At 57.1% G+C, this 20,789-nt stretch carries 21 protein-coding genes; all 21 read left to right on the top strand.

Going from position 1 to position 20,789, the window contains the following annotated elements; translation table 11 throughout:
• Positions 1-15 precede the first annotated feature (15 nt).
• A complete protein-coding gene (gene fliI / locus I6L34_RS04480; protein ID WP_042054465.1) occupies positions 16-1,347 on the top strand; it encodes a flagellar protein export ATPase FliI in 1,332 nt (443 codons plus the stop codon).
• A 27-nt stretch (positions 1,348-1,374) separates the two neighbouring features.
• Positions 1,375-1,815: a flagellar export protein FliJ gene (fliJ, locus tag I6L34_RS04475; protein WP_108539643.1), complete on the top strand. Its 441-nt coding sequence runs from the start codon at positions 1,375-1,377 to the stop codon at positions 1,813-1,815.
• A gap of 67 nt (positions 1,816-1,882) precedes the next feature.
• Positions 1,883-3,814 carry a flagellar hook-length control protein FliK gene (locus I6L34_RS04470; protein ID WP_216955880.1) on the top strand — a complete coding sequence of 644 codons (1,932 nt, stop codon included), beginning with the start codon at positions 1,883-1,885 and terminating at the stop codon, positions 3,812-3,814.
• A 57-nt stretch (positions 3,815-3,871) separates the two neighbouring features.
• Complete coding sequence (fliL, locus tag I6L34_RS04465; protein WP_005334744.1) at positions 3,872-4,387, top strand: flagellar basal body-associated protein FliL; 516 nt, start codon at positions 3,872-3,874, stop codon at positions 4,385-4,387.
• Positions 4,388-4,394: 7 nt separating this feature from the next.
• Positions 4,395-5,465 carry a flagellar motor switch protein FliM gene (gene fliM / locus I6L34_RS04460; protein WP_005334736.1) on the top strand — a complete coding sequence of 357 codons (1,071 nt, stop codon included), beginning with the start codon at positions 4,395-4,397 and terminating at the stop codon, positions 5,463-5,465.
• Positions 5,466-5,514: 49 nt separating this feature from the next.
• On the top strand, positions 5,515-5,907 hold the full coding sequence (gene fliN, locus I6L34_RS04455) for a flagellar motor switch protein FliN (RefSeq protein ID WP_005298791.1): 393 nt from the start codon (positions 5,515-5,517) through the stop codon (positions 5,905-5,907).
• Positions 5,904-6,284: a flagellar biosynthetic protein FliO gene (gene fliO, locus I6L34_RS04450; protein WP_110302524.1), complete on the top strand. Its 381-nt coding sequence runs from the start codon at positions 5,904-5,906 to the stop codon at positions 6,282-6,284. Before fliN ends, fliO begins: the two co-directional genes overlap by 4 nt.
• A complete protein-coding gene (gene fliP / locus I6L34_RS04445) occupies positions 6,271-7,044 on the top strand; it encodes a flagellar type III secretion system pore protein FliP (protein ID WP_139398689.1) in 774 nt (257 codons plus the stop codon). Before fliO ends, fliP begins: the two co-directional genes overlap by 14 nt.
• A 25-nt stretch (positions 7,045-7,069) precedes the next feature.
• Complete coding sequence (fliQ, locus tag I6L34_RS04440; RefSeq protein ID WP_058055732.1) at positions 7,070-7,339, top strand: flagellar biosynthesis protein FliQ; 270 nt, start codon at positions 7,070-7,072, stop codon at positions 7,337-7,339.
• Positions 7,336-8,133: a flagellar biosynthetic protein FliR gene (fliR, locus tag I6L34_RS04435; protein WP_216955877.1), complete on the top strand. Its 798-nt coding sequence runs from the start codon at positions 7,336-7,338 to the stop codon at positions 8,131-8,133. Before fliQ ends, fliR begins: the two co-directional genes overlap by 4 nt.
• Entirely contained in the window at positions 8,126-9,256 is a 1,131-nt protein-coding gene (gene flhB, locus I6L34_RS04430) for a flagellar biosynthesis protein FlhB (protein ID WP_005334720.1), read from the top strand. The genes fliR and flhB overlap by 8 nt, the downstream gene beginning before the upstream one ends.
• A gap of 107 nt (positions 9,257-9,363) precedes the next feature.
• Positions 9,364-11,466: a flagellar biosynthesis protein FlhA gene (flhA, locus tag I6L34_RS04425; protein ID WP_058055734.1), complete on the top strand. Its 2,103-nt coding sequence runs from the start codon at positions 9,364-9,366 to the stop codon at positions 11,464-11,466.
• Positions 11,467-11,482: 16 nt separating this feature from the next.
• Positions 11,483-12,907 (top strand): flagellar biosynthesis protein FlhF, encoded by a 1,425-nt coding sequence (gene flhF, locus I6L34_RS04420; protein WP_058055735.1) that lies wholly within the window; start codon positions 11,483-11,485, stop codon positions 12,905-12,907.
• 1 nt (position 12,908) lies between these two features.
• Positions 12,909-13,784 carry a MinD/ParA family protein gene (locus I6L34_RS04415; RefSeq protein WP_013723550.1) on the top strand — a complete coding sequence of 292 codons (876 nt, stop codon included), beginning with the start codon at positions 12,909-12,911 and terminating at the stop codon, positions 13,782-13,784.
• Positions 13,777-14,496, top strand: coding sequence for an RNA polymerase sigma factor FliA (locus I6L34_RS04410; protein ID WP_019444723.1), 720 nt, complete (start codon positions 13,777-13,779; stop codon positions 14,494-14,496). Before I6L34_RS04415 ends, I6L34_RS04410 begins: the two co-directional genes overlap by 8 nt.
• A 111-nt stretch (positions 14,497-14,607) precedes the next feature.
• The gene (cheY, locus tag I6L34_RS04405) at positions 14,608-14,991 is read left to right on the top strand and encodes a chemotaxis response regulator CheY (protein WP_013723552.1); all 384 of its coding nucleotides are present in this window, start codon (positions 14,608-14,610) and stop codon (positions 14,989-14,991) included.
• A 12-nt stretch (positions 14,992-15,003) separates the two neighbouring features.
• Positions 15,004-15,744 (top strand): protein phosphatase CheZ, encoded by a 741-nt coding sequence (locus tag I6L34_RS04400; protein ID WP_005353668.1) that lies wholly within the window; start codon positions 15,004-15,006, stop codon positions 15,742-15,744.
• A gap of 11 nt (positions 15,745-15,755) precedes the next feature.
• A complete protein-coding gene (locus tag I6L34_RS04395; RefSeq protein ID WP_058055736.1) occupies positions 15,756-17,975 on the top strand; it encodes a chemotaxis protein CheA in 2,220 nt (739 codons plus the stop codon).
• 32 nt (positions 17,976-18,007) lie between these two features.
• On the top strand, positions 18,008-19,123 hold the full coding sequence (locus I6L34_RS04390; protein ID WP_019444725.1) for a chemotaxis response regulator protein-glutamate methylesterase: 1,116 nt from the start codon (positions 18,008-18,010) through the stop codon (positions 19,121-19,123).
• Between the two features lie 2 nt (positions 19,124-19,125).
• On the top strand, positions 19,126-19,863 hold the full coding sequence (locus I6L34_RS04385; protein WP_019444726.1) for a flagellar motor protein: 738 nt from the start codon (positions 19,126-19,128) through the stop codon (positions 19,861-19,863).
• Positions 19,864-19,865: 2 nt separating this feature from the next.
• Positions 19,866-20,786 carry a flagellar motor protein MotB gene (locus tag I6L34_RS04380; protein WP_058055737.1) on the top strand — a complete coding sequence of 307 codons (921 nt, stop codon included), beginning with the start codon at positions 19,866-19,868 and terminating at the stop codon, positions 20,784-20,786.
• The last annotated feature ends 3 nt before the right edge of the window (positions 20,787-20,789 follow it).

Raw genomic sequence — 20,789 nt, 5'->3', positions numbered from 1 at the left:
CTCTCAGGAGGCCAGATGAGCGGCTCGCTACTGAACCGGTTGCAAGGGTACAAGGTACGCGACAGCGCCCCCAAACCGCCGGTCGCCGGTAAATTGACCCGGGTGGTGGGGCTGACCCTCGAAGCCATCGGCTGCCGCGCCGCCATCGGTGCCCTCTGCCGCATCGATACCCTTGATGGGACGCTGGAGGCTGAAGTGGTCGGTTTTTCTGGCGATCGCCTCTATCTGATGCCGAGCGAGCAGCTCAAGGGGGTGATCCCCGGTGCCCGAGTGGTGCCCATCACCGAAGAACACGGCATTCCGGTTGGGATGAACCTGCTTGGTCGGGTCATCGACGGCATCGGCCAGCCACTCGATGGGCTCGGCCCCATTCTCTCCTCCCAGACCGTGCAGTTTGCCCAGCACCGCATCAACCCGCTCTCTCGCCGCCCGATCCATCAGCCGATGGACGTGGGGGTGCGCGCCATCAACGCCGTGCTGACGGTTGGTCAGGGCCAGCGGATGGGGTTGTTTGCCGGTTCCGGTGTCGGTAAATCCGTGCTGCTTGGCATGATGACTCGCGGCTCGGTGGCGGATGTGGTGGTGGTCGGCCTCATCGGTGAACGGGGCCGGGAAGTGAAAGAGTTTATTGAAGACATTCTGGGAGAGGAGGGGCGTGCCCGCTCCGTGGTGGTAGCGGCTCCCGCCGATGCCTCGCCGCTGATGCGGCTCAAGGGGTGTGAAACGGCGCTGGCCATTGCAGAATATTTCCGCGATCAGGGGCTTAATGTGCTGCTCTTGATGGATTCGCTGACCCGTTACGCCCAGGCCCAGCGTGAAATCGCGCTGGCGGTGGGCGAGCCGCCAGCGACCAAGGGTTATCCACCGTCTGTATTTGCCAAATTACCGGCGCTGGTGGAGCGGGCGGGCAACGGCAGTGACGGCCAGGGCTCCATCACCGCCTTCTTCACCGTCTTGACCGAGGGGGATGACCTGCAAGATCCCATTGCCGATGCGGCGCGGGCGATCCTCGATGGCCACATAGTTCTGTCGCGTGAGCTGGCCGATGCGGGCCACTATCCGGCTATCGACATCGAGAAGTCCATCAGCCGGGTCATGCCCATGGTCACTTCGCCGGAACATATGGATCTGGCGCGCACCCTCAAGCAGTTCTACTCCCTCTATCAGCAGAACCGGGATCTCATCACCATCGGCGCCTACAGTCAGGGGGCCGATCCGCGTATTGACCGCGCCATCATTCAAAAACCCTATCTGGATCAGTTCTTGCAGCAGGGGATGCGCGAGGTTATTCACTACGATGATGGCCTGCAAGCCTTGCAGATGGTGGCGATGCCATTGATGCGCTGATGATGGTCGGTAACAGAGAGGTCGACGATGAGTAAAGGGTTGGTATTGTTGGCCGATCGGCTGGTGGAAGTTGAGCAGCAGTGTGCGCTGGCACTGGTGAAGGCGCAGCAGGATCTCAAGCTGTTCATGGATCAGCAAAATGCTCTCAACCAGTACCGCCAGATCTATCACCAGCAGTGGACCGATCGCGGCCTGCAGGGGATTTCACCCCAGCAAAACACCCAGTATCACGCCTTTATCAACAAGCTCGAACAGGCAGCGACCCAGCAGTACGAAGGGGTGTTGCAGGTGCGTCAGGCGCTGGAACAGCGCCGTGAAGAGTGGCTGGCTGCCCAGCAGCGGCGCAAGGCGGTAGAGCTGTTACTGGAGAAGCAAGCGAGCCGCGAGCAGCAGAAAGCCCAGCGTCAGGAGCAGAAGATGCTGGATGAGTACGCCATGTTGCGACGCTTTCATCAATCTGGCCTGTAACTTGCTTTGATATGGACATTGTCGGCGGCCATCTCTTTGGGGGCCACCAGAATTCAGGGATCCCATCATGATGCAGACACTGTTGACACAAACGCCTTCGGCTGCGGCCAACGGGTTGGACAAAGCGCCTCTGAGCGGTTCCGTCGAGAGCAAAAGTATCGATGGGGGAACCGGCAGCGACAGCAAGGGGGATTTCGCCACCCTGATTGCCAAAGCCCGGAACAGCGAGCAGGGCGCCGCCGAGGCCACTCAGGGCGGTAACCATGTCCGATCAGCCAAATCTTTGGCGACCGAGAGCGCCTCTCCAAAAGAGGAGATCGGCAAGGAGCAGGATCCTGACGCCGACAACAAGGTGGAGGAGGTCCCTGCCACCGACTTTCTGCTGCGCCTGCAAGATTCCCTCAAGCTCGATACCTCGCTAGTGACTCCCCAGCTGGCGGTGGCGGCCCAACAGAGCGCCACTACGGTAGACGGCAATCCGTTGCCGCAAGAGGGTGAGCTGGAGGGGATTGAGCTTGATGAAAGCGAGCAGACTCCTGCCGCTGTCAGGATTGCCAGCCAGCTTGCCGGTCAGACCGGGGCGCAGTCGCCGCTGGCGACGACCGCCAATTCGGCTTCAGAAACCACCGTATCGTCCTCAGCGGCGCGAGTGGTGGCTAAGGGCGATGCCTCTGCTGCCGTTCTCTCCTCTGAAGGTGAAGATGCCGCCACCACTGCGGATGGGCAGTCCGGGGAGAAAGCCTTTGCCAAGGGCGAAACCCTCGGAGCAGATGGCAAGCAGACCAAGCCCCTCACGGGGGCAGAGCGAATGGCCCAGCTGGCCCAGCTGGCCAAGGTGCTGCCGGTCGATGAGTCGGCAAGCACCGCCAAATCCGCGGAGTCACTCGCTGCAAAAGAGGCTGGCGACAGCAAATCCGATCTCGCCGCCAGCAATGCTTTGACTAACAAGGGGCAGGCGACGCAAGCCGCGACTCAGGGGGCCGCGCTCAAGGCCTTCAATGAGGGGCTCAAGCAGCCTGAGGCTGGCACAGCTACAGCCACGGCTGAGGGCAGTGGTGCAACTGGCAAGGGGGCAGAAAAGGGTGCCGCCGAGGGTAGCCAGCAGCCAGCCAGCGCCGCTAATCAAGGTTCGGCGCCCGTGAGGACGGCGCAGAGTGCCGCAGAAAGTGCCGCAGCCCAGAGCAGCGTAACGACAAATGCGACGGCTCAGAGCGATAGCGCTGCCGCCCCCGTGATGGTGGCGCCGCAGCAGGTGTTGGCACAGGCTGAATCTCAGGGGCCGCAAGCACCGCTGTCGACCATTTCAGCCGGCATCAAGCAGATGGAAGTGACCGGCACCGACGAGGTACGCAAAGCGGTTTCGCTTGAGGTAAAACCGAAGGCCGGTGAGGCGGAGAAGAGCCTGGTTGCGACGACATCTAGCAGTGAGAGCAGCCCGAGCCAGACCGTTCAGCATGGCCATAACAGCCAGACTCAGCCACAGGTAGCCGATAGCCGGGCGCCCGCCGCTGAGACGACGCTGCGCCGTGAGCCGCAGAATTTACCCCATTTGAAACTGGCCAGTCAGGAAGCACCTGCCGAATTGCACCAGAAGGTCAATGTGATGCTGGCCGAAAAACTGCAACAGGCGGAAATTCAGCTCGACCCCCTCGGCCTTGGCAAGATGAAGATCCAGATTCAGATGGGGGCCGACAGCCAGGCCAACGTCCATTTTGTGGTACAACATGGCCAGACCCGCGAGATGCTGGAGCAGGCGATGCCCCGGCTGCGTGACATGCTGGCAGGGCAGGGGATCCAGCTTGGTCAGACGCAGGTGCAGCAGCAGTCGCAACAACAGCAGCAACAGGGCCAGCCCACCTTCAACGGGCAGGGGCAGCAAGGTCAGAGTAGTGGTCAGCCGCGGTCCGGTAACGGGCTGGTTGAAGGGGAACTCACCACTTCCAACCCCAGTTTGCTGGTGGAATCGACAAACGGTTCCGGAATTGATTTCTATGCTTGATGCAATCCCGAGTAAGTTTATGATATCGAACAAGTTTGAGACTAGGGTGGACAAGGGATGGCTGACGATAACGAGTTGACGCTAAAAGACCCGGCTGCGGGCAAGAAAAAGAAGCTGATCATTATCATTGCCCTGGCGGTTATTTTGCTGGGCGGTGGTGGTGCTGGCGCCTTCCTGATGCTCTCCGGCTCCGATAAACCGCCCGCTGAAGCGGCGGAAGGTGCCGAGGCTGCCCCCAAGGAGGAAGCGCCTAAACCTTCCCTCTATGTCGGTATGCCGCGCCCCTTTGTCTTCAACGTCGCAGGTGCCCAGCGAGATCGACTGGTGCAGATCAAGATCCAGCTGATGGTGCGCGGCACCGCCGACGAGACGCTGGCCAAACAGAATATCCCCCTGATTGAAGGCACCTTGTTGCGGGTATTCAGTGCAGCCAGTGCCGAACAGCTGATGACCTTTGAAGGCAAGGAGAAGCTGCGCAAGGATTCACTGGAAGAGTGCCGTCGGGTGCTCAAGGACCTGGTCTCTTCCCCCGTTATCGAACAAGTGCTGTTTACCGGCTTTGTAATGCAGTAGGTGAAGCGTGAGCGATCTGTTAAGTCAGGACGAAATTGATGCCCTCTTGCACGGTGTCGATGATGTCGAAGAGGAAGAGATAGGCGGCGCTGGAGACCCCGGCGTAGCCCAGTTTGACTTCTCCTCTCAGGACCGCATCGTCCGTGGTCGCATGCCGACGCTGGAGCTGGTGAATGAGCGTTTCGCCCGCCATATGCGGATCAGTCTGTTCAACATGATGCGTCGTACCGCCGAGGTCTCGATCAACGGCGTGCAGATGCTCAAGTTTGGCGAGTATGTTCATACCCTGTTTGTGCCGACCAGTCTCAACATGGTGCGCTTCCGCCCGCTCAAGGGAACGGCGCTCATCACCATGGAGGCCCGACTGGTCTTCATTCTGGTGGAGAACTTCTTCGGTGGCGATGGCCGTTATCACGCCAAGATTGAAGGGCGCGAGTTCACACCGACCGAACGGCGCATTATCCAGATGCTGCTCAAACTGGTGTTTGAGGATTACAAGGATGCCTGGGCGCCGGTGATGGATGTGGGGTTCGAGTATCTCGACTCCGAAGTGAACCCGGCAATGGCCAACATCGTCAGCCCGACCGAGGTGATCGTGGTGAGCTCGTTCCACATCGAGCTTGATGGTGGCGGCGGCGACTTCCACGTGGCGATGCCTTATTCCATGCTGGAACCGATCCGCGAGCTGCTGGACGCCGGTGTGCAGAGTGACAAAGGGGATACCGACGTACGCTGGAGCAAGGCGCTGCGTGACGAGATCATGGACGTCAAGGTGGAGCTGCGGGCCAAGCTGCTGGAGACCGAACTCACCCTGCGTGAACTGATGGAGCTGCGACCTGGCGATATCATTCCGGTCGATATGCCGGAAAATCTGCTGGTTTTTGTCGAGGACTTGCCCACTTTCCACGCCAAGATGGGCCGCACCAAGGATAATGTGGCGCTCAAGATCACCGACAAGCTCAAACGTCCGGAAGGGGTCAAGACGGAGATGCATCTGGTGACCCGGGGCGGGGTACGAATTGATGGCGAGGCCGAGCTGGAAGAGCTCGAGCGCAGTATCGAAGATCAACAGCGATAATTGACGGTTTATTACGGTAAACGGTCACGAAGTAGCATAAGGAAACAAGATGAGCGGAACTGAGGAAGAGGATCTGATGGCTGATGCCTGGGCTGCGGCTCTGGAGGAGCAGGTGACGGCGGAAGCCAAGCCAGCCCCGCTGGAAGAGTTGAAAGATGATGCCCCCATCAGTGCCGAGGAGCGTCGCAAGCTCGACACCATTCTCGATATTCCGGTCACCATCGCCATGGAGGTGGGCCGTAGCCAGATCAGCATCCGCAACCTGTTGCAGCTTAACCAGGGCTCGGTGGTGGAGCTGGATCGGGTTGCTGGCGAGCCGCTGGACGTATTAGTCAACGGCACCCTGATCGCTCACGGCGAGGTGGTGGTGGTAAACGACAAGTTCGGTATTCGCCTGACCGACGTCATAAGCCAGATTGAACGGATCAAGAAGCTCAAATGATGCGCCTCCTGTTGTTATTGCTGCCTGTTCCGGCCTTTGCCGAGACAGCGGCATCTGCCAACGTGCCTAGTCTGAGCTCCTGGTTGCTCTCAAGTCTGATGGTGATTGGTCTCATTCTGGTGCTGGGCTTTCTGCTCAAGAAGAGCAAGCTGGCGACCGCCATTGGGGGCGGCCAGATGCGGGTCATCGCCTCGTTGCCGGTGGGTTACAAAGAGAAGCTGCTGGTGGTCAAGGTGGGCGAACAGCAACTGCTGGTCGGCGTAACACCGCAGCAGGTCAACTTTCTCTACCGGCTGGAGGAGCCGCTGGATGAAAACCAGCCGCAGGCGTTTTCCCAGCAGCTTGGCAAATTGATGGGCAAGCATGAAAAAAGCTAACGGCTTATGGCTGAAAACGGGGCTGCTGGTCAGCCTGCTGATACCACTGTTTTGCTCCTGGCCTGCACTGGCACAGGACGCCATGTCGGCGGTGACCGTCAAGACCATGGGGGATGGCTCTCAGGAGTACAGCCTGACCCTGCAAGTGCTGGCGCTGATGACCGCGCTCTCCTTCTTGCCGGCCATGGTGATCATGATGACCTCGTTTACCCGCATCATTGTGGTGTTGGGTATCTTGCGCCAGGCGATAGGTCTGCAACAGAGTCCTTCCAACCAGGTGTTGATCGGCATCGCCCTGTTCATGTCGTTCTTCATCATGTCGCCGGTGCTGGATCGCATCAATGATGAGGCGTTGCAGCCCTATCTGGCCGAGACCATTCAGGCAAAGGATGCGCTGGAGCGGGCCGAGTTGCCCATCCATCAGTTCATGCTGGCCCAGACCCGCATCAAGGATCTCAACACCTTTATGGAGATCGCCAACGTGCAGGTGGAGAAACCTGCCGATGTGCCGCTACGAGTGCTGATCCCGGCGTTTGTCACCAGCGAGCTGAAAACCGCCTTCCAGATTGGTTTTATGCTGTTCTTACCGTTCCTGGTCATCGATCTGGTGGTGGCCAGTATTCTGATGGCGATGGGGATGATGATGCTCTCGCCGATGATCGTCTCGCTGCCCTTCAAGTTGATGCTGTTCGTGATGGTGGATGGCTGGAATCTCATTCTGGGGTCGCTGGCCAACAGTTTCGGACTGGGTGCCGGTTAGCCGGTCGAGCGCAAGGAGCCCGAACATGAGTCCTGAAACCTTTGTCGACGTCTTTCGCGAGGCGCTCTGGCTGGTCAATATCATGGTCAGCGCCGTGATCCTGCCCAGCCTCGCTATCGGGCTGGTGGTAGCCATTTTTCAGGCGGCCACCTCCATCAACGAACAGACCCTGAGCTTTCTGCCCCGTCTCATCGTGACACTGTTTGCGCTGGGTGCTGGTGCTCACTGGGGAATGCAGAGTCTGATGGACTTCTTTGTACTGATGGTCAATCAAATCCCCGAGGTGGTGGGATGACCTACACAACCGCTCTGATCATGGAGTGGTTGTCTTCCATCCTCTGGCCGCTGGCGCGGGTGAGCAGCCTGCTGATGGTGATGGCGGTGTTCGGCAGCCGCCTTGCTCCTGCGCGGGTACGGATGGGGCTGGCTTTGGCCATCACCTTTCTGATTGCCCCGCTGCTTCCGAAAATGCCCACCATTGAACTCTTCTCGGTCGGCAGCTTTCTGGTATTGGGCCAGCAGCTGCTCATCGGTATTGCCCTCGGCCTGATGACCCAGTTTCTGATGGAGAGCTTCGTGATGGCCGGTCAGGTCATCGCCATGCAAACCAGCCTCGGCTTTGCCACCCTAGTGGATCCGATGAATGGCCAGTCGGCCCCCGTGGTGGGTCAGTTTTATCTGATGCTGGCGACCCTTGTGTTTCTGGCGCTGGATGGTCATCTGGTGATGCTGCGGCTGGTCATTCTTAGTTTCGAGACACTGCCTGTCTCCGAGCACGGCCTCTCGGTTTCATCCATGAAAACCCTGAGTGCGTTTCTGGGTGTGATGTATCAGGCTGCTTTGGTGATGTCGCTTTCAGCCATCGTCGCCTTGCTCTTAATCAACTTCGCCTTTGGTGTCATGACCCGGGCGGCGCCGCAACTCAACATTTTCAGTATCGGTTTTGCGGTCAGCATGATGTCGGGTCTGCTCATCCTCTGGCTCACTATCGGCGGGTTCCTCGGCCACTTCGACATCATGTGGGAGCGGGTGCAGGAGGTCAGCTGCGAGCTGATCAACACCCAGTGCTTCGGGGGCGCTCATGGCTGATACCGACCAGGAACGTACCGAACAACCCACGGGCAAACGACTGCAACAGGCCCGTGAAAAAGGGCAGATTGCACGTTCAAAAGAGTTGGGAACCGCCAGCGTGTTGCTCTCGGCGGTATTTGGCCTGCTGATGCTCAAGGGCTCGCTGGCGACTGCCATGATCAAGGTAGTCACCATGGGCTTTACCCTGGACAGGGAGCAGGCTTTCGATCCCAATGCCATGATCGCTATGGTGCCGGCGCTGCTGGGGGAACTGGTGCTTCCGCTGGGACTCTTGTTTGCGCTGGTGGCGATTGCCGCTTTTATCGGCAACACCCTGATGGGGGGGATGAACTTCTCCACCGAAGCCATGATGCCCAAGATGAGCAAGCTGAGCCCGCTCAGCGGCCTCAAGCGAATGTTCGGGGTGCAGTCGCTGATTGAGCTGGTCAAATCCATCGCCAAGGTGGTGTTCATCACCCTGTTTGCCTGGTGGATGTTATCAAGTCAGTTTAATCATCTGCTCAACCTATCCATGGAGGGTTTCCCCGGCGGTATTATCGATGCGCTGGAGTTGTTTCTCTGGATGTTGATCATCCTCTGCTGCGCCCTGCTCCCCATCGTGGCCATCGATGTGCCGTTCCAGCAGTGGAACCACATGCGTCAGCTCAAGATGACCAAACAGGAGGTCAAGGACGAGTTCAAGGACAGCGAAGGCAAGCCCGAGGTAAAGGGCAAGATCCGTCAGTTGCAGATGCAGATGGCGATGCGCCGGATGATGGGGGATGTACCCAAGGCCGATGTGGTGATCACCAACCCGACCCACTACTCGGTAGCGCTCAAGTATGATGCGGGAAAACCCGGTGCCGCGCCCAAGGTCGTGGCCAAGGGCACCGATGAAATTGCAATGAAGATCAGGGAGATCGCCAGAGAGTACGAGATCCCCATCATGCCGTCACCGGCTTTGACCCGGGCTATTTACCACTCAACCGAGCTGGGCCACGAGATCCCTGAAGGGCTGTTTGCGGCGGTTGCCCAGGTGCTCGCCTATGTCTTCCAGCTCAAGAAATTCCGCCGCGGTCAGGGACGCCGTCCCCAGCCGCTGGCTAAAGATCTCCCCATTCCGACCGAATATCGCAAATGACAAAGTTCTGACGTAGTCAAAATAAATCCATTGCATTTCAATGTCTTGTATTGTTGGCTTGATGTTTGCTTTAATCTGGCACCAGCAGGTTGAAATTGAGAAGCGCGATGGAATTCAAGGCAGTATTGGGCCAGTTCAAAGAGTACCGGGGAGTATTGGGCAAAGGCCTTGGCACCCCTCTGCTGGTATTGGCCGCGCTCGGTATGGTGGTGTTACCCATCCCGCCGCTGATGCTGGACGTGCTCTTCTCCTTTAACATTGCCCTTTCCATCGTGGTGCTGCTGGTATCCGTCTATACCCGCCGCCCCCTCGAATTTGCGGCCTTCCCGACCGTACTGCTGCTCGCTACCTTGCTGCGGTTGGCGTTGAACGTTGCCTCGACCCGGGTGGTGTTACTGGAAGGTCATAATGGCAGTGCGGCGGCCGGCCATGTGATCGAGGCATTCGGTAACGTGGTGATCGGCGGCAACTATGCGGTCGGCATCATCGTTTTTACCATCCTGATGATCATCAACTTTGTGGTGATCACCAAGGGTGCTGGGAGGATCGCGGAAGTAAGTGCCCGTTTTACCCTTGATGCGATGCCGGGCAAACAGATGGCCATCGATGCCGATTTGAACGCCGGTCTCATCAATCAGGAAGAGGCGAAGAAGCGTCGCCAGGATGTGACCCAGGAAGCCGACTTCTACGGCTCCATGGATGGTGCCTCCAAATTCGTCAAAGGGGATGCCATTGCGGGCATCATGATCCTCTTTATCAACATCATCGGCGGCTTCATCATCGGGATGATGCAGCACCAGCTGACCTTCAGCGAATCGGCCGAGATCTATACCCTGTTGGCCATCGGTGACGGTCTGGTGGCGCAGATCCCCTCCCTGCTGCTCTCCATCGCCGCCGCCATCATAGTGACCCGTCAGAATACCGATCAGGACATGGGTACCGCAGTACTAGGCCAGCTGTTTGACAATCCCAAGGCGCTGATCATCTCGGCCGGGATTCTGCTGATGATGGGGCTGGTGCCGGGGATGCCGCATTTCGCCTTCCTGAGTCTGGGGGCTCTTGCCGCCGCTGGCGCCTGGTGGTTGCTGCGCCGCGAGAAACTGGCTGCCGCCAAAGCGGCCAAGGGTGAGTTGCTGCCTGCTACTGCCGAGCAACCCCATGAGCAGAAAGAGCTGAGCTGGGACGATGTGATGCCGGTGGACATCATCGGGCTGGAAGTGGGTTATCAGCTGATCCCGCTGGTGGATCGCAATCAGGGTGGCGAACTGCTCAACCGGATCAAAGGGGTGCGCAAGAAACTTTCGCAAGAGCTGGGCTTTCTGGTCCCTGCCGTCCACATTCGCGACAACCTGGATCTGGCGCCAAACCAATACCGCATCACCTTGATGGGGGTCAGTACCGGCGAGGCCAATGTCTACCATGATAAGGAGATGGCCATCAATCCGGGGCAGGTGTTCGGCCAGATCCAGGGGATAGCGACCCGGGATCCCGCCTTCGGGCTGGAAGCGGTCTGGGTTGCCAAGGAGATGGTATCTCAAGCACAGACGCTGGGGTATACGGTGGTAGACACCGCGACCGTGGTGGCTACCCATCTGAGCCAGATCCTGACCAACCATGCATCTCTGTTGCTGGGTCATGACGAGGTACAACAGCTGCTCGACATGATTGGCAAACATCAGAGCAAGCTGGTCGAAGGGCTGGTGCCGGAAGTGATCAGCATGGGTAACCTTGTGAAGGTATTGCAGAATTTGCTCAATGAAGGCGTGCCAATCCGCGATATGCGCACTATCCTGCAGACCCTGGTTGAATACGCGCCGCGCAGTCCTGATCCAGAAGTGCTCACGGCCGCTTGCCGGATTGCCCTGCGTCGCCTGATTGTGCAGGAGATTGCAGGCCCCGATCCCGAGCTGCCGGTGATTACCTTGGCGCCGGAATTGGAACGTATATTGCATCAATCCCTGCAGGCTGGTGGCGGTGATGGTGCCGGTATTGAACCGGGTCTGGCTGAGCGGATGCAGCGTTCGCTGGTGGAAGCCACTCAACGACAAGAATTGGAAGGCCAACCGGCCGTGCTTCTGACATCGGGGATCTTGCGCAATACCCTGGCGAAATTTGTCAAGAATGCCATTCCTGGATTGCGCGTTCTGTCTTATCAGGAAGTGCCCGACGACAAGCAGATCCGCATCGTCAGTGCGGTAGGGCAGAACTAGTTAGCGGAGACGACGGGTGAAGATTAAGCGGTTTTTTGCCAAGGATATGCGAACGGCTCTGGCCGAGGTCAAGGAGACTCTCGGGCCTGACGCCGTCATCATGTCCAACAAGAAGGTCACCGGAGGGGTAGAGATAGTCGCCGCAGTCGATTATCAATCCCAGGTTCCGGGGCCCAAAGATGCGCCGGTTCGCCGTCAGCTGAACGATGAGAGCGTCAATATTTCGTCTGCTGCTCGGCAGATGATCCGCCCCGAGCCGACGTCGGCGAAGGAGCAGAACGAACATTATGCCGATACCCTGGCCGCCTTGCTGGCGCGCCAGCAGAAGCTCAAGCCGGGCAATGGGGCGCCACTGGGTAATACCCAATCGGCCGGTCTGGCCGCTGCCAATGCAGCGCCCAGAACATTGGCCGAGCAGGGGCAGTGGGGCGCAGCTCCCGAACTTGCCAAGCCCAAAGCTCGGGTTGCGTCCGGCCAGCGCCCCCCTCAACCTGCCCAGCGGGATCAGGAGATGGAAGGGATGCGCAAGGAGATGGCCAGCATCCGTAAATTGCTGGAACACCAGATCTCCGGGCTGATGTGGCAAGAGGTGGAGCGCCGCGAACCGATGCGGGCTCTGCTGATCAAGGAGCTCAAGAAACTGGGCTTTGATGATGCCTTTGCCGATCAACTGGCGGGACTGATCCCCGAAGATATGTCCATCCATCAGGCGATGGCCCAGTTGGCCGAAGTGCTGACGGCCCAGCTCAAGATCAGCGAGGACGAGATCATGCGTCAGGGCGGCGCGGTTGCACTGCTTGGTCCGACCGGGGTGGGCAAAACCACTACCATCGCCAAGCTGGCTGCCCGTTTCGCCATGAAGTATGGCGCCGAGCAGGTGGCGCTGATCACCACCGACAACTACCGGATTGGTGCCCATGAACAGCTGCAGACCTATGGCCGCATCATGGGTTGCCCGGTACGGCAGGTGCGTGATGCCGAAGAGCTGGCCAATGCCCTTTATCAGTTCCGCCACCGTCGGCTGGTACTTATCGATACGGCCGGGGTGGGTCAGCGGGATATCCGGTTGACCGAGCAGCTCGATACCCTGGTCAAGAATGCCAAGGTGCGGATCCGCAGTTATCTGGTGATGTCGGCAACTTCCCAGCGTCGGGTGATGCAGGAGGCGGTTGACCATTTCCGGCGTATTCCATTAAGCGGCTGCATACTTACCAAATTGGATGAAAGTCTGAATCTGGGCGAAGTGATTAACGTGTGTATCCAGAATTCATTGCCCATCAGCTATATCACTGACGGACAAAGGGTTCCGGAAGATATTCAGGTTGCCAATGCGGCGCAGCTCGTTGGGGCTGCCATGGGCTCGCTGGAGCGAGAAACAGAGGAGCCCTATTTCTGGGGCGCAGGCTTTGGCGAGGCCGAAGATTCGGAGTTTTATGAGTAACATGTATATGGATCAGGCGAGTGGTCTGCGCAAAATGCGTCAAAACAATCGAGTAAAAGTAATCGCCGTTTCCGGTGGTAAAGGTGGCGTGGGCAAGACCAACGTGACCCTGAACGTGGCCGGAGCCATGGCCGCCCAAGGCAAGCGGGTGATGGTGCTGGATGCCGACCTGGGTCTGGCCAACGTCGATGTCATGTTGGGGCTGCGGGTTCATCGCAACCTCTCTCATGTCCTGGCGGGTGAATGCACCATCGACGATATCATCGTTGAAGGCCCTTACGGCATGATGATCGTGCCTGCGACCTCGGGCACCCAGTCCATGGTCGAGCTTTCTCCGGTGCAGCATGCCGAACTTATCCGTGCCTTCAGCGAAATGAAGACCCAGGTCGACATCCTGCTGGTGGATACGGCTGCGGGGATCTCCGACATGGTGCTGAGCTTCACCCGTGCCGCTCAGGACATCATGGTGGTGGTCTGTGATGAGCCGACCTCCATCACCGATGCCTACGCCCTCATCAAGATCCTCTCCAAAGATCACGGTGTGTTCCGCTTCAAGGTAGTGGCCAATATGGTGCGCAGTCTGCGCGAAGGGCAGGAGCTCTTTGCCAAACTGACCCGGGTCACGGATCGTTTCCTCGACACCTCGCTGGAACTGGTCGCCTGTGTACCCTATGACACCAATCTGCGTGCCGCCGTGCGCAAGCAGAAGTTGATTGTCGAGGCGTTTCCCAAGTCGCCGGCCGCACTGGCGTTCCGGGCCCTTGCCAACAAGGCGGCGAGCTGGCCGGTTCCCAACCAGCCGGGCGGCCATCTGGAGTTTTTCCTGGAAAATTTGTTGCAGAAACCGGCCACAACACAGGAAGGTTCCCGTGAATAAAGCCCAAGCGTACTTGCGTCATCAGGATTCCTATGTGCTGGTGGAGCGTCATGCTCCCCTGGTCAAGCGAATTGCCCAGCATTTGTTGGCTCGCCTGCCCAGCAGTGTCTTGCTGGATGACCTGATCCAGGCAGGTATGATTGGGCTGCTTGAAGCCTCCCGCAACTTTGACGGTAGCAAGGGAGCAAGCTTCGAGACGTATGCCGGGATCCGCATCCGTGGCGCCATGCTGGATGAGATCCGGCGTGGTGACTGGGTACCCCGCTCTGTGCATCGCAACAGCAGGGCTATTGCAGAAGCGATCGAGAATGTCGAGCAGACGCACGGTCGTGACGCGCGAGATACCGAGGTTGCTGCCGAGATGGGGGTCTCCATCGCTGATTACCATGCGATGCTGCAAGACGTCTCTTGCGGCAAAATTATCGGTATCGAGGATCTGGGGGTCAGCGAGGATGTGATCGGCAACCCCGATGATGCTCCTTCAGGCTCGGGATTCGATGAATTGGCTGCCGAGCGATTTCAGATTCAATTATCCGAGCAAATTGGTCGTCTACCAGAGAGAGAAGCTTTGGTTCTCTCTCTTTACTACGATGAAGAGCTGAATTTGCGTGAAATTGGCGAGGTTTTGAATGTCAGCGAGTCGCGTGTGAGCCAGATCCACAGTCAGGCAATGCACAGATTGCGTGCTCGTTTGAGAGATTGGCATCTATAAGTGTTTGTACTGGCTACACTGAGATGAAACTCTAAGGCATAATCCGCACGACACAACCCGTTTTTAGCATCATGTAAGTGAGCCACTCTGGTGGCTATTTAGGAGGGAATTTTGGACAAGAACATGAAAATCCTCATTGTTGACGATTTTTCAACGATGCGCCGGATTATCAAGAACTTGCTGCGCGACTTGGGATTCAACAATACCCATGAGGCGGATGACGGCAATACAGCGCTGCCGATGCTGAAAAATGGTGATTTTCAGTTTGTAGTTACCGACTGGAACATGCCTGGCATGCAAGGTATTGACCTGCTTAAAGCCATCCGTGTCGATGAGAAGCTCAAGCATCTGCCGGTACTGATGGTAACCGCTGAAGCCAAACGTGAGCAGATCATTGAAGCCGCCCAAGCTGGCGTCAACGGTTACATCGTCAAGCCCTTCACCGCAGCAACGCTCAAAGAAAAACTCGACAAAATTTTCGAACGAATTGGCTAAGGAGCTGCAGGGATGATGGCCAAAACGAGAGCAATGATTTCGCTCGACCAGGCAAGGATGCTTGTTGCTCATCTGGAGCAAGGCGAATTTGAGCTGGCCGATGAACTGCTTGCCGAAGTATGTGCCCCCAACGCAGCCGATCTGTTTGAAAAAGTAGGTCAGCTGACCCGACAACTGCATGATTCACTTCAAGAATTTCGCCTCGATCCCCGTATTCCCGATTTGGCTACTCATGATATTCCCGATGCTCGGGAACGCTTGAGCTACGTTATCGATATGACCGACAAAGCGGCCAATCGCACAATGGATGCGGTGGAAGCCAGTTTGCCGATAGCGGATCGCCTGAATGACAATATCCAGCTGGTGATGCCGAACTGGAATGCCCTGATGTCTCGTGACATGAGCGTGGGGCAGTTCAAATCCTTATGTCACCAACTTGATGATTTTATTAAGGCTTCAGAGTCTGATGCCGATAAATTACGGCAACTGCTGACAGAAATCCTGATGGCGCAAGATTTTCAGGATTTGACAGGTCAGATGATCCGCAAGGTCATCAAGCTTGTTCAGGAAGTTGAAACAAAATTAATAGAAATGCTGACCATGTTTGGTGAGGCTTCTGCTGAGCATTCAACTCGTAGTATTCCTGTCAACGGGATTGAAGCAGAGGGCCCTATCATGAACCCCGAGGCTCGTGCCGATGTGGTCAATGGTCAGGATGATGTGGACGATCTGCTGTCTAGCTTGGGATTCTAATGGAGTGACGCATGGCCTTCGAAGTTGATGAAGACATACTGCAAGACTTTCTGGTCGAAGCATCCGAAATATTGGAACAGTTGTCTGAACAACTGGTCGACTTGGAAAAGCGGCCCGATGACAAGAACCTGTTGAATGCCATCTTTCGCGGTTTCCATACCGTGAAAGGGGGGGCTGGTTTTCTGTCGCTCGGTGAACTGGTTGATGTATGCCACGGTGCGGAAAACGTGTTCGATATCTTGCGTAATGGCAAGCGAACCGTTACTGCGGAGCTGATGGATGTAATCCTGCAAGCGCTGGATGCCATCAATGTCATGTTCGCCCAGGTTCAAAATCGCGAAGCACCCAGCCCTGCGTCAGATGATTTGCTTCATGACCTCCACGAGTTGTGCAAGCCGGAAGGGGAAGAGCAACTGCGCACTGCTACCAGTGCGGCTGCGGCTGTAGAATCTGAACCTGCAGTACCGGTAGTTGTTGAAGAAGTTGCTCCAGAAGTTGTTGAACCCGCAGCCATCAGCAGCGAACCTGCTCCTGTCAATGGCGGCGGCTCGATCGATGAAATTTCTGCAGACGAATTCGAGCGTCTGCTGGACGAGCTCCACGGCGTGGGTGGGGCTCCGACCAAGACGGCTGCAGCAGCCCCGATAGCGGGTGGCTCTGGCGATATCACCGATGATGAGTTTGAGGCCTTGCTGGATCAGCTGCATGGTCAGGGACAGCACATGGGGGCGCCAGAGGTAAATCCTCTGAAGTCGGTGCAAAAAGAGGTGGACGAGCTTATCGATGATGATGAGTTTGAGCGTCTGCTTGATGAATTGCATGGCCGTGGCCAAGGGCCTCAGAGTACTCTGGCACCTGCCGCACCTGCCGCACCTGCCGCACCTGCCGCACCTGCCGCACCTGCCGCACCTGCCGCACCTGCTGCGGTGACTCCGCCCAAACCGGCCACTCCTGTAGCCAAACCTGCACCGGCTGCTCCCGCAAAACCTGCCGAAGCAGCCAAAGCACCAGCGCCTGCCGCCAAGGCGGCGCCTGCGCCAGTAGAAAACAGTGCCGTGCAAAGCGATACGACGGTGCGGGTGGATACCAAGACTCTCGATGTCATCATGAACATGGTAGGCGAGTTGGTACTGGTTCGTAATCGGCTGGTGAGCCTGGGTATTGCCAGCAATGATGAAGAGATGTCAAAGGCGGTTGCCAATCTGGATGTGGTAACGGCTGACCTGCAAGGTGCGGTGATGAAAACCCGCATGCAGCCAATCAAGAAGGTATTTGGTCGTTTCCCGCGCGTGGTGCGTGATCTAGCCAGAACCCTCAAGAAAGAGATTGAGCTGGTGATGGTGGGGGAAGAGACAGATCTGGATAAAAACCTGGTGGAGGCGCTCGCCGATCCTCTGGTTCACCTCGTTCGCAACTCCTGCGATCATGGGGTCGAAATGCCGGATGTGAGGGAGAAAGCGGGCAAGCCGCGGCAAGGGACGATCACCCTTAGCGCCTCCCAGCAAGGTGACCATATTCTGCTTTGCATCGAGGATGATGGGGCAGGGATGGATCCTGAGAAACTCAAGTCCATCGCAATCAGTCGCGGTGTTCTGGATGCAGATACTGCCGCTCGCATGAGCGACAATGATGCCTATAACCTGATCTTTGCTCCGGGCTTTTCAACCAAGGCCGAGATCTCCGATATATCTGGCCGTGGTGTCGGAATGGACGTGGTTAAAACCAGCATTGTCAGCCTCAATGGGTCAGTGCACATAGATTCCACTTGGGGGAAAGGTACCCGTCTCGAAATCAAGGTTCCGTTGACGCTAGCCATTCTGCCGACTCTGATGGTTGAAGTGGGTGAGCAGACCTTCGCACTTCCCCTTGGTTGTGTGAACGAGATTTTCCATCTTGATCTGAAAAAGGCCAACATGGTTGATGGCCAGCTCACCATCATTGTGCGCGAGAAGGCGATTCCGCTCTTCTATCTGCACAAATGGTTGATTCGTGGCGCCAACAAGCGTTCACGCCAGGATACCGGACATGTGGTGATCGTGCAGATTGGCACTCAGCAAATCGGGTTTGTGGTAGACAGTCTGATTGGTCAGGAAGAGGTGGTGATCAAGCCACTCGATAACCTGCTGCAAGGTACGCCTGGCATGGCCGGGGCGACGATTACCAGTGATGGCGGAATTGCTCTTATTTTGGATGTGCCGAGTCTGCTCAAAGCATATGCGCGTAGACATTAATAGCTCAGGCCCAAGGAGTTAGAAAAACAACAATGGCAGTCAAGGTATTAGTTGTCGACGATTCGAGCTTCTTTCGCCGTCGGGTGAGCGAGATCATCAATCAGGATCCCATGCTGACGGTGATTGATACGGCCCAGAATGGACGTGAGGCGGTGGACAAGGCTATGTCGCTGCGCCCTGATGTGATCACCATGGACATAGAGATGCCCGTGATGGATGGCATCAGTGCGGTGCGGGAGATCATGGCCAAGTGCCCAACCCCCATTCTGATGTTCTCCTCCCTGACCCATGAAGGGGCCAAGGCTACGCTTGATGCGCTGGACGCCGGTGCACTCGACTTCTTGCCCAAGAAGTTTGAGGACATTGCCAGAGACAAAGATGAAGCGGTCAGACTGTTGCAACAACGGGTGAAGGAGATCTCTCGCAAGCGCTTCCTGATGACATCCACTGCTCGTCCCAAAGCACCTGAACCGGTTGCTCGTGCTCCTCTGGGCAGCATAGCGCCCAGAACTCCTGATCGTCAGCCTGACCTGCAACGCACTGTGCCAAGTGCTTCATTCAAGCGCAGTGGCAAGAGTTATCAGTTGGTGGCGATCGGTACTTCTACCGGCGGACCTGTTGCTTTGCAAAATGTGCTGACCAAGTTGCCGGGGGATTTTCCCCATCCCATCCTGCTTATCCAGCATATGCCAGCCACTTTTACTGCCGCGTTTGCTGCTCGTCTCAACGGGTTATGTCAGATTGGCGTCAAGGAAGCGGAAGATGGCGATGTGCTTAAACCAGGGCATGCCTATCTTGCTCCAGGTGGCAAACAGATGCTGCTGGAAGGTCGTGGTGCAGGGGCCCGCATTCGCATCGTGGATGGCAACGACAAGGTAAATTACAAGCCTTGTGTGGACATCACCTTTGCCTCTGCGGCCAAGACCTATGCCGACAAGGTATTGGCGATTGTGCTGACCGGTATGGGGGCTGATGGCCGTGATGGCGCCAGACTGCTGAAAGAACAGGGATCAACCATCTGGGCTCAGGATGAGGCTTCCTGCGTGGTATATGGGATGCCCCAAGCAGTAGCCAAAGCGGGAATTGCCAGCGAATCACTCCCTCTGGACAAGGTGGCCCAGCGTATTCTGGTTGAGTTGGGGCGCTAATCATGGGCTTGCTCGGTCTGCTCCTGGCATTGGGGGCTATTGCCATTGCCCAACTGTGGCATGGCGGCTCCCTGTTGACGCTGGTGGACGGGCCTGCTTTTCTGATCGTGCTGGGCGGTACTGTCGGTGCCGTCACGTTGCAGACTCCTGCCAAGTACATTCTGCTGGCGTTGCGCCAGCTGTTATGGATTTTTACCCCTCCCCACCAAGATCTCGCGGCGCAGGCCGAACGGTTGCAGTCATGGGCCGTCTTTGCGCGCCAGCAAGGGCTGCTGGCCCTTGAAAATCAGGCCGAGCAGGAGGAAGACAACTTTACTCGCCAAGGGCTTGGCATGATTGTCGATGGGGTCTCCACGGAGGATATTCGCATGTTGCTCGAAGCCGATATCGATATTGAGCAGGAGCGCAATGAACATGCCGCCAGGGTATTTGAAGCTATGGGGGGGTACAGTCCGACTATCGGGATCATCGGTGCCGTGCTGGGGTTGATCCAGGCCATGTTTCATCTCGAAGATCCATCAGCGCTGGGGGCGGGGATCGCAGTGGCATTTGTTGCAACCATCTATGGAGTGGGGTTTGCCAACCTCATCTACCTGCCTATCGCCAATCGGCTACGCGCATTTCACTATCACTATGCACTCTTTCAGGAGATGACCCTAGAAGGGCTGCTGGCTATCGCTCATGGTGAAAACGGCTTGCAGGTTGAACGCCGGCTTAGGGCCTATTTGAAAGGAGAGTAGCCATGCGCAAGCGCTATCGGTTGCACTTGCAGGGGCGCGAGCATCTTGACCGCTGGCTGGTCTCCTATGCCGATTATATGACGCTGATCTTTGCCTTGTTCGTGGTGCTTTACTCTGTTGCGCTGGTGAACAAGGACAAGTATCGCGCGGTGATTGATGGTATGAGCCAGGCGTTCAGTGTCATGCAGTCTGGCGGCAATGGCTTGCTTGAAGGGCAGGGTAATTCCCTCCTGGATAACCCGGTATCTGCCTCTCCATCGTTGCTGGAAAGCCCAGCATCCCCCTCTCCTTCACTTGCTCCCATTTCTGGAGTGCCAGTACTGCAAGATGGCACGACACTTGCGAAACTTGATATGCAGTTGCAACAGAGCATGGGCTCGCTGGTGGATGCCGGTATCGTCAAACTGACGCAAGATGAGAACTGGCTGACGGTTGAACTCAGTTCAGGCTTGTTGTTTGGCAGCGGCAGTGCCTTTTTGGGACCAAACGCTGCACCGGTCATTAATACTCTTTCAAGTATTCTTAAACCGGTCGATAACTATGTAAGGGTTCGGGGTTATACCGATAACCAACAGATAAATAATGAAATTTATCGTTCTAACTGGGCGCTTTCTGCTGCTCGGGCCGAGGCGGTACTCAATGGCTTGATTGCCGATGGGATAGCCCCTCAGCGTCTGGCGTTCGAGGCATATGGCGAGTTTTCCCCCTTTGCTGACAACGGCAGCGAGCAGGGCAGACTGCAGAATCGCAAGGTTGTGGTCGCTATCTCCAAATTTGCCTGGGTGCCGCCGGCACCTGTGGTTGCAACACCGACGGTAGTTGCTGAACCGGTTCCTGCTGTACAGCAGGCGGTGGATGCAGGAGAGATAAAGGTGATCACCTTGCCCGGTGGTGGCATACGCATAACAACAAGGCAGGATTGATAC

Source organism: Aeromonas sp. FDAARGOS 1404, from assembly GCF_019047085.1.
In the GTDB taxonomy this organism is placed as follows: domain Bacteria; phylum Pseudomonadota; class Gammaproteobacteria; order Enterobacterales; family Aeromonadaceae; genus Aeromonas; species Aeromonas veronii.
The sequence above is the reverse complement of the archived record's forward strand: the minus strand, read 5'-3'. Positions and strand labels throughout refer to the sequence as shown.

Excerpts from the sequence above, each read along its gene's own strand:
- fliI (WP_042054465.1), top strand. The coding sequence starts at position 16 with ATGAGCGGCTCGCTACTGAACCGGTTGCAAGGGTACAAGGTACGCGAC.
- fliJ (WP_108539643.1), top strand. The coding sequence starts at position 1,375 with ATGAGTAAAGGGTTGGTATTGTTGGCCGATCGGCTGGTGGAAGTTGAG.
- I6L34_RS04470 (WP_216955880.1), top strand. The coding sequence starts at position 1,883 with ATGATGCAGACACTGTTGACACAAACGCCTTCGGCTGCGGCCAACGGG.
- fliL (WP_005334744.1), top strand. The coding sequence starts at position 3,872 with ATGGCTGACGATAACGAGTTGACGCTAAAAGACCCGGCTGCGGGCAAG.
- fliN (WP_005298791.1), top strand. The coding sequence starts at position 5,515 with ATGAGCGGAACTGAGGAAGAGGATCTGATGGCTGATGCCTGGGCTGCG.
- fliO (WP_110302524.1), top strand. The coding sequence starts at position 5,904 with ATGATGCGCCTCCTGTTGTTATTGCTGCCTGTTCCGGCCTTTGCCGAG.
- fliP (WP_139398689.1), top strand. The coding sequence starts at position 6,271 with ATGAAAAAAGCTAACGGCTTATGGCTGAAAACGGGGCTGCTGGTCAGC.
- fliQ (WP_058055732.1), top strand. The coding sequence starts at position 7,070 with ATGAGTCCTGAAACCTTTGTCGACGTCTTTCGCGAGGCGCTCTGGCTG.
- fliR (WP_216955877.1), top strand. The coding sequence starts at position 7,336 with ATGACCTACACAACCGCTCTGATCATGGAGTGGTTGTCTTCCATCCTC.
- flhB (WP_005334720.1), top strand. The coding sequence starts at position 8,126 with ATGGCTGATACCGACCAGGAACGTACCGAACAACCCACGGGCAAACGA.
- flhA (WP_058055734.1), top strand. The coding sequence starts at position 9,364 with ATGGAATTCAAGGCAGTATTGGGCCAGTTCAAAGAGTACCGGGGAGTA.
- I6L34_RS04415 (WP_013723550.1), top strand. The coding sequence starts at position 12,909 with ATGTATATGGATCAGGCGAGTGGTCTGCGCAAAATGCGTCAAAACAAT.
- I6L34_RS04400 (WP_005353668.1), top strand. The coding sequence starts at position 15,004 with ATGATGGCCAAAACGAGAGCAATGATTTCGCTCGACCAGGCAAGGATG.
- I6L34_RS04395 (WP_058055736.1), top strand. The coding sequence starts at position 15,756 with ATGGCCTTCGAAGTTGATGAAGACATACTGCAAGACTTTCTGGTCGAA.
- I6L34_RS04390 (WP_019444725.1), top strand. The coding sequence starts at position 18,008 with ATGGCAGTCAAGGTATTAGTTGTCGACGATTCGAGCTTCTTTCGCCGT.
- I6L34_RS04385 (WP_019444726.1), top strand. The coding sequence starts at position 19,126 with ATGGGCTTGCTCGGTCTGCTCCTGGCATTGGGGGCTATTGCCATTGCC.
- I6L34_RS04380 (WP_058055737.1), top strand. The coding sequence starts at position 19,866 with ATGCGCAAGCGCTATCGGTTGCACTTGCAGGGGCGCGAGCATCTTGAC.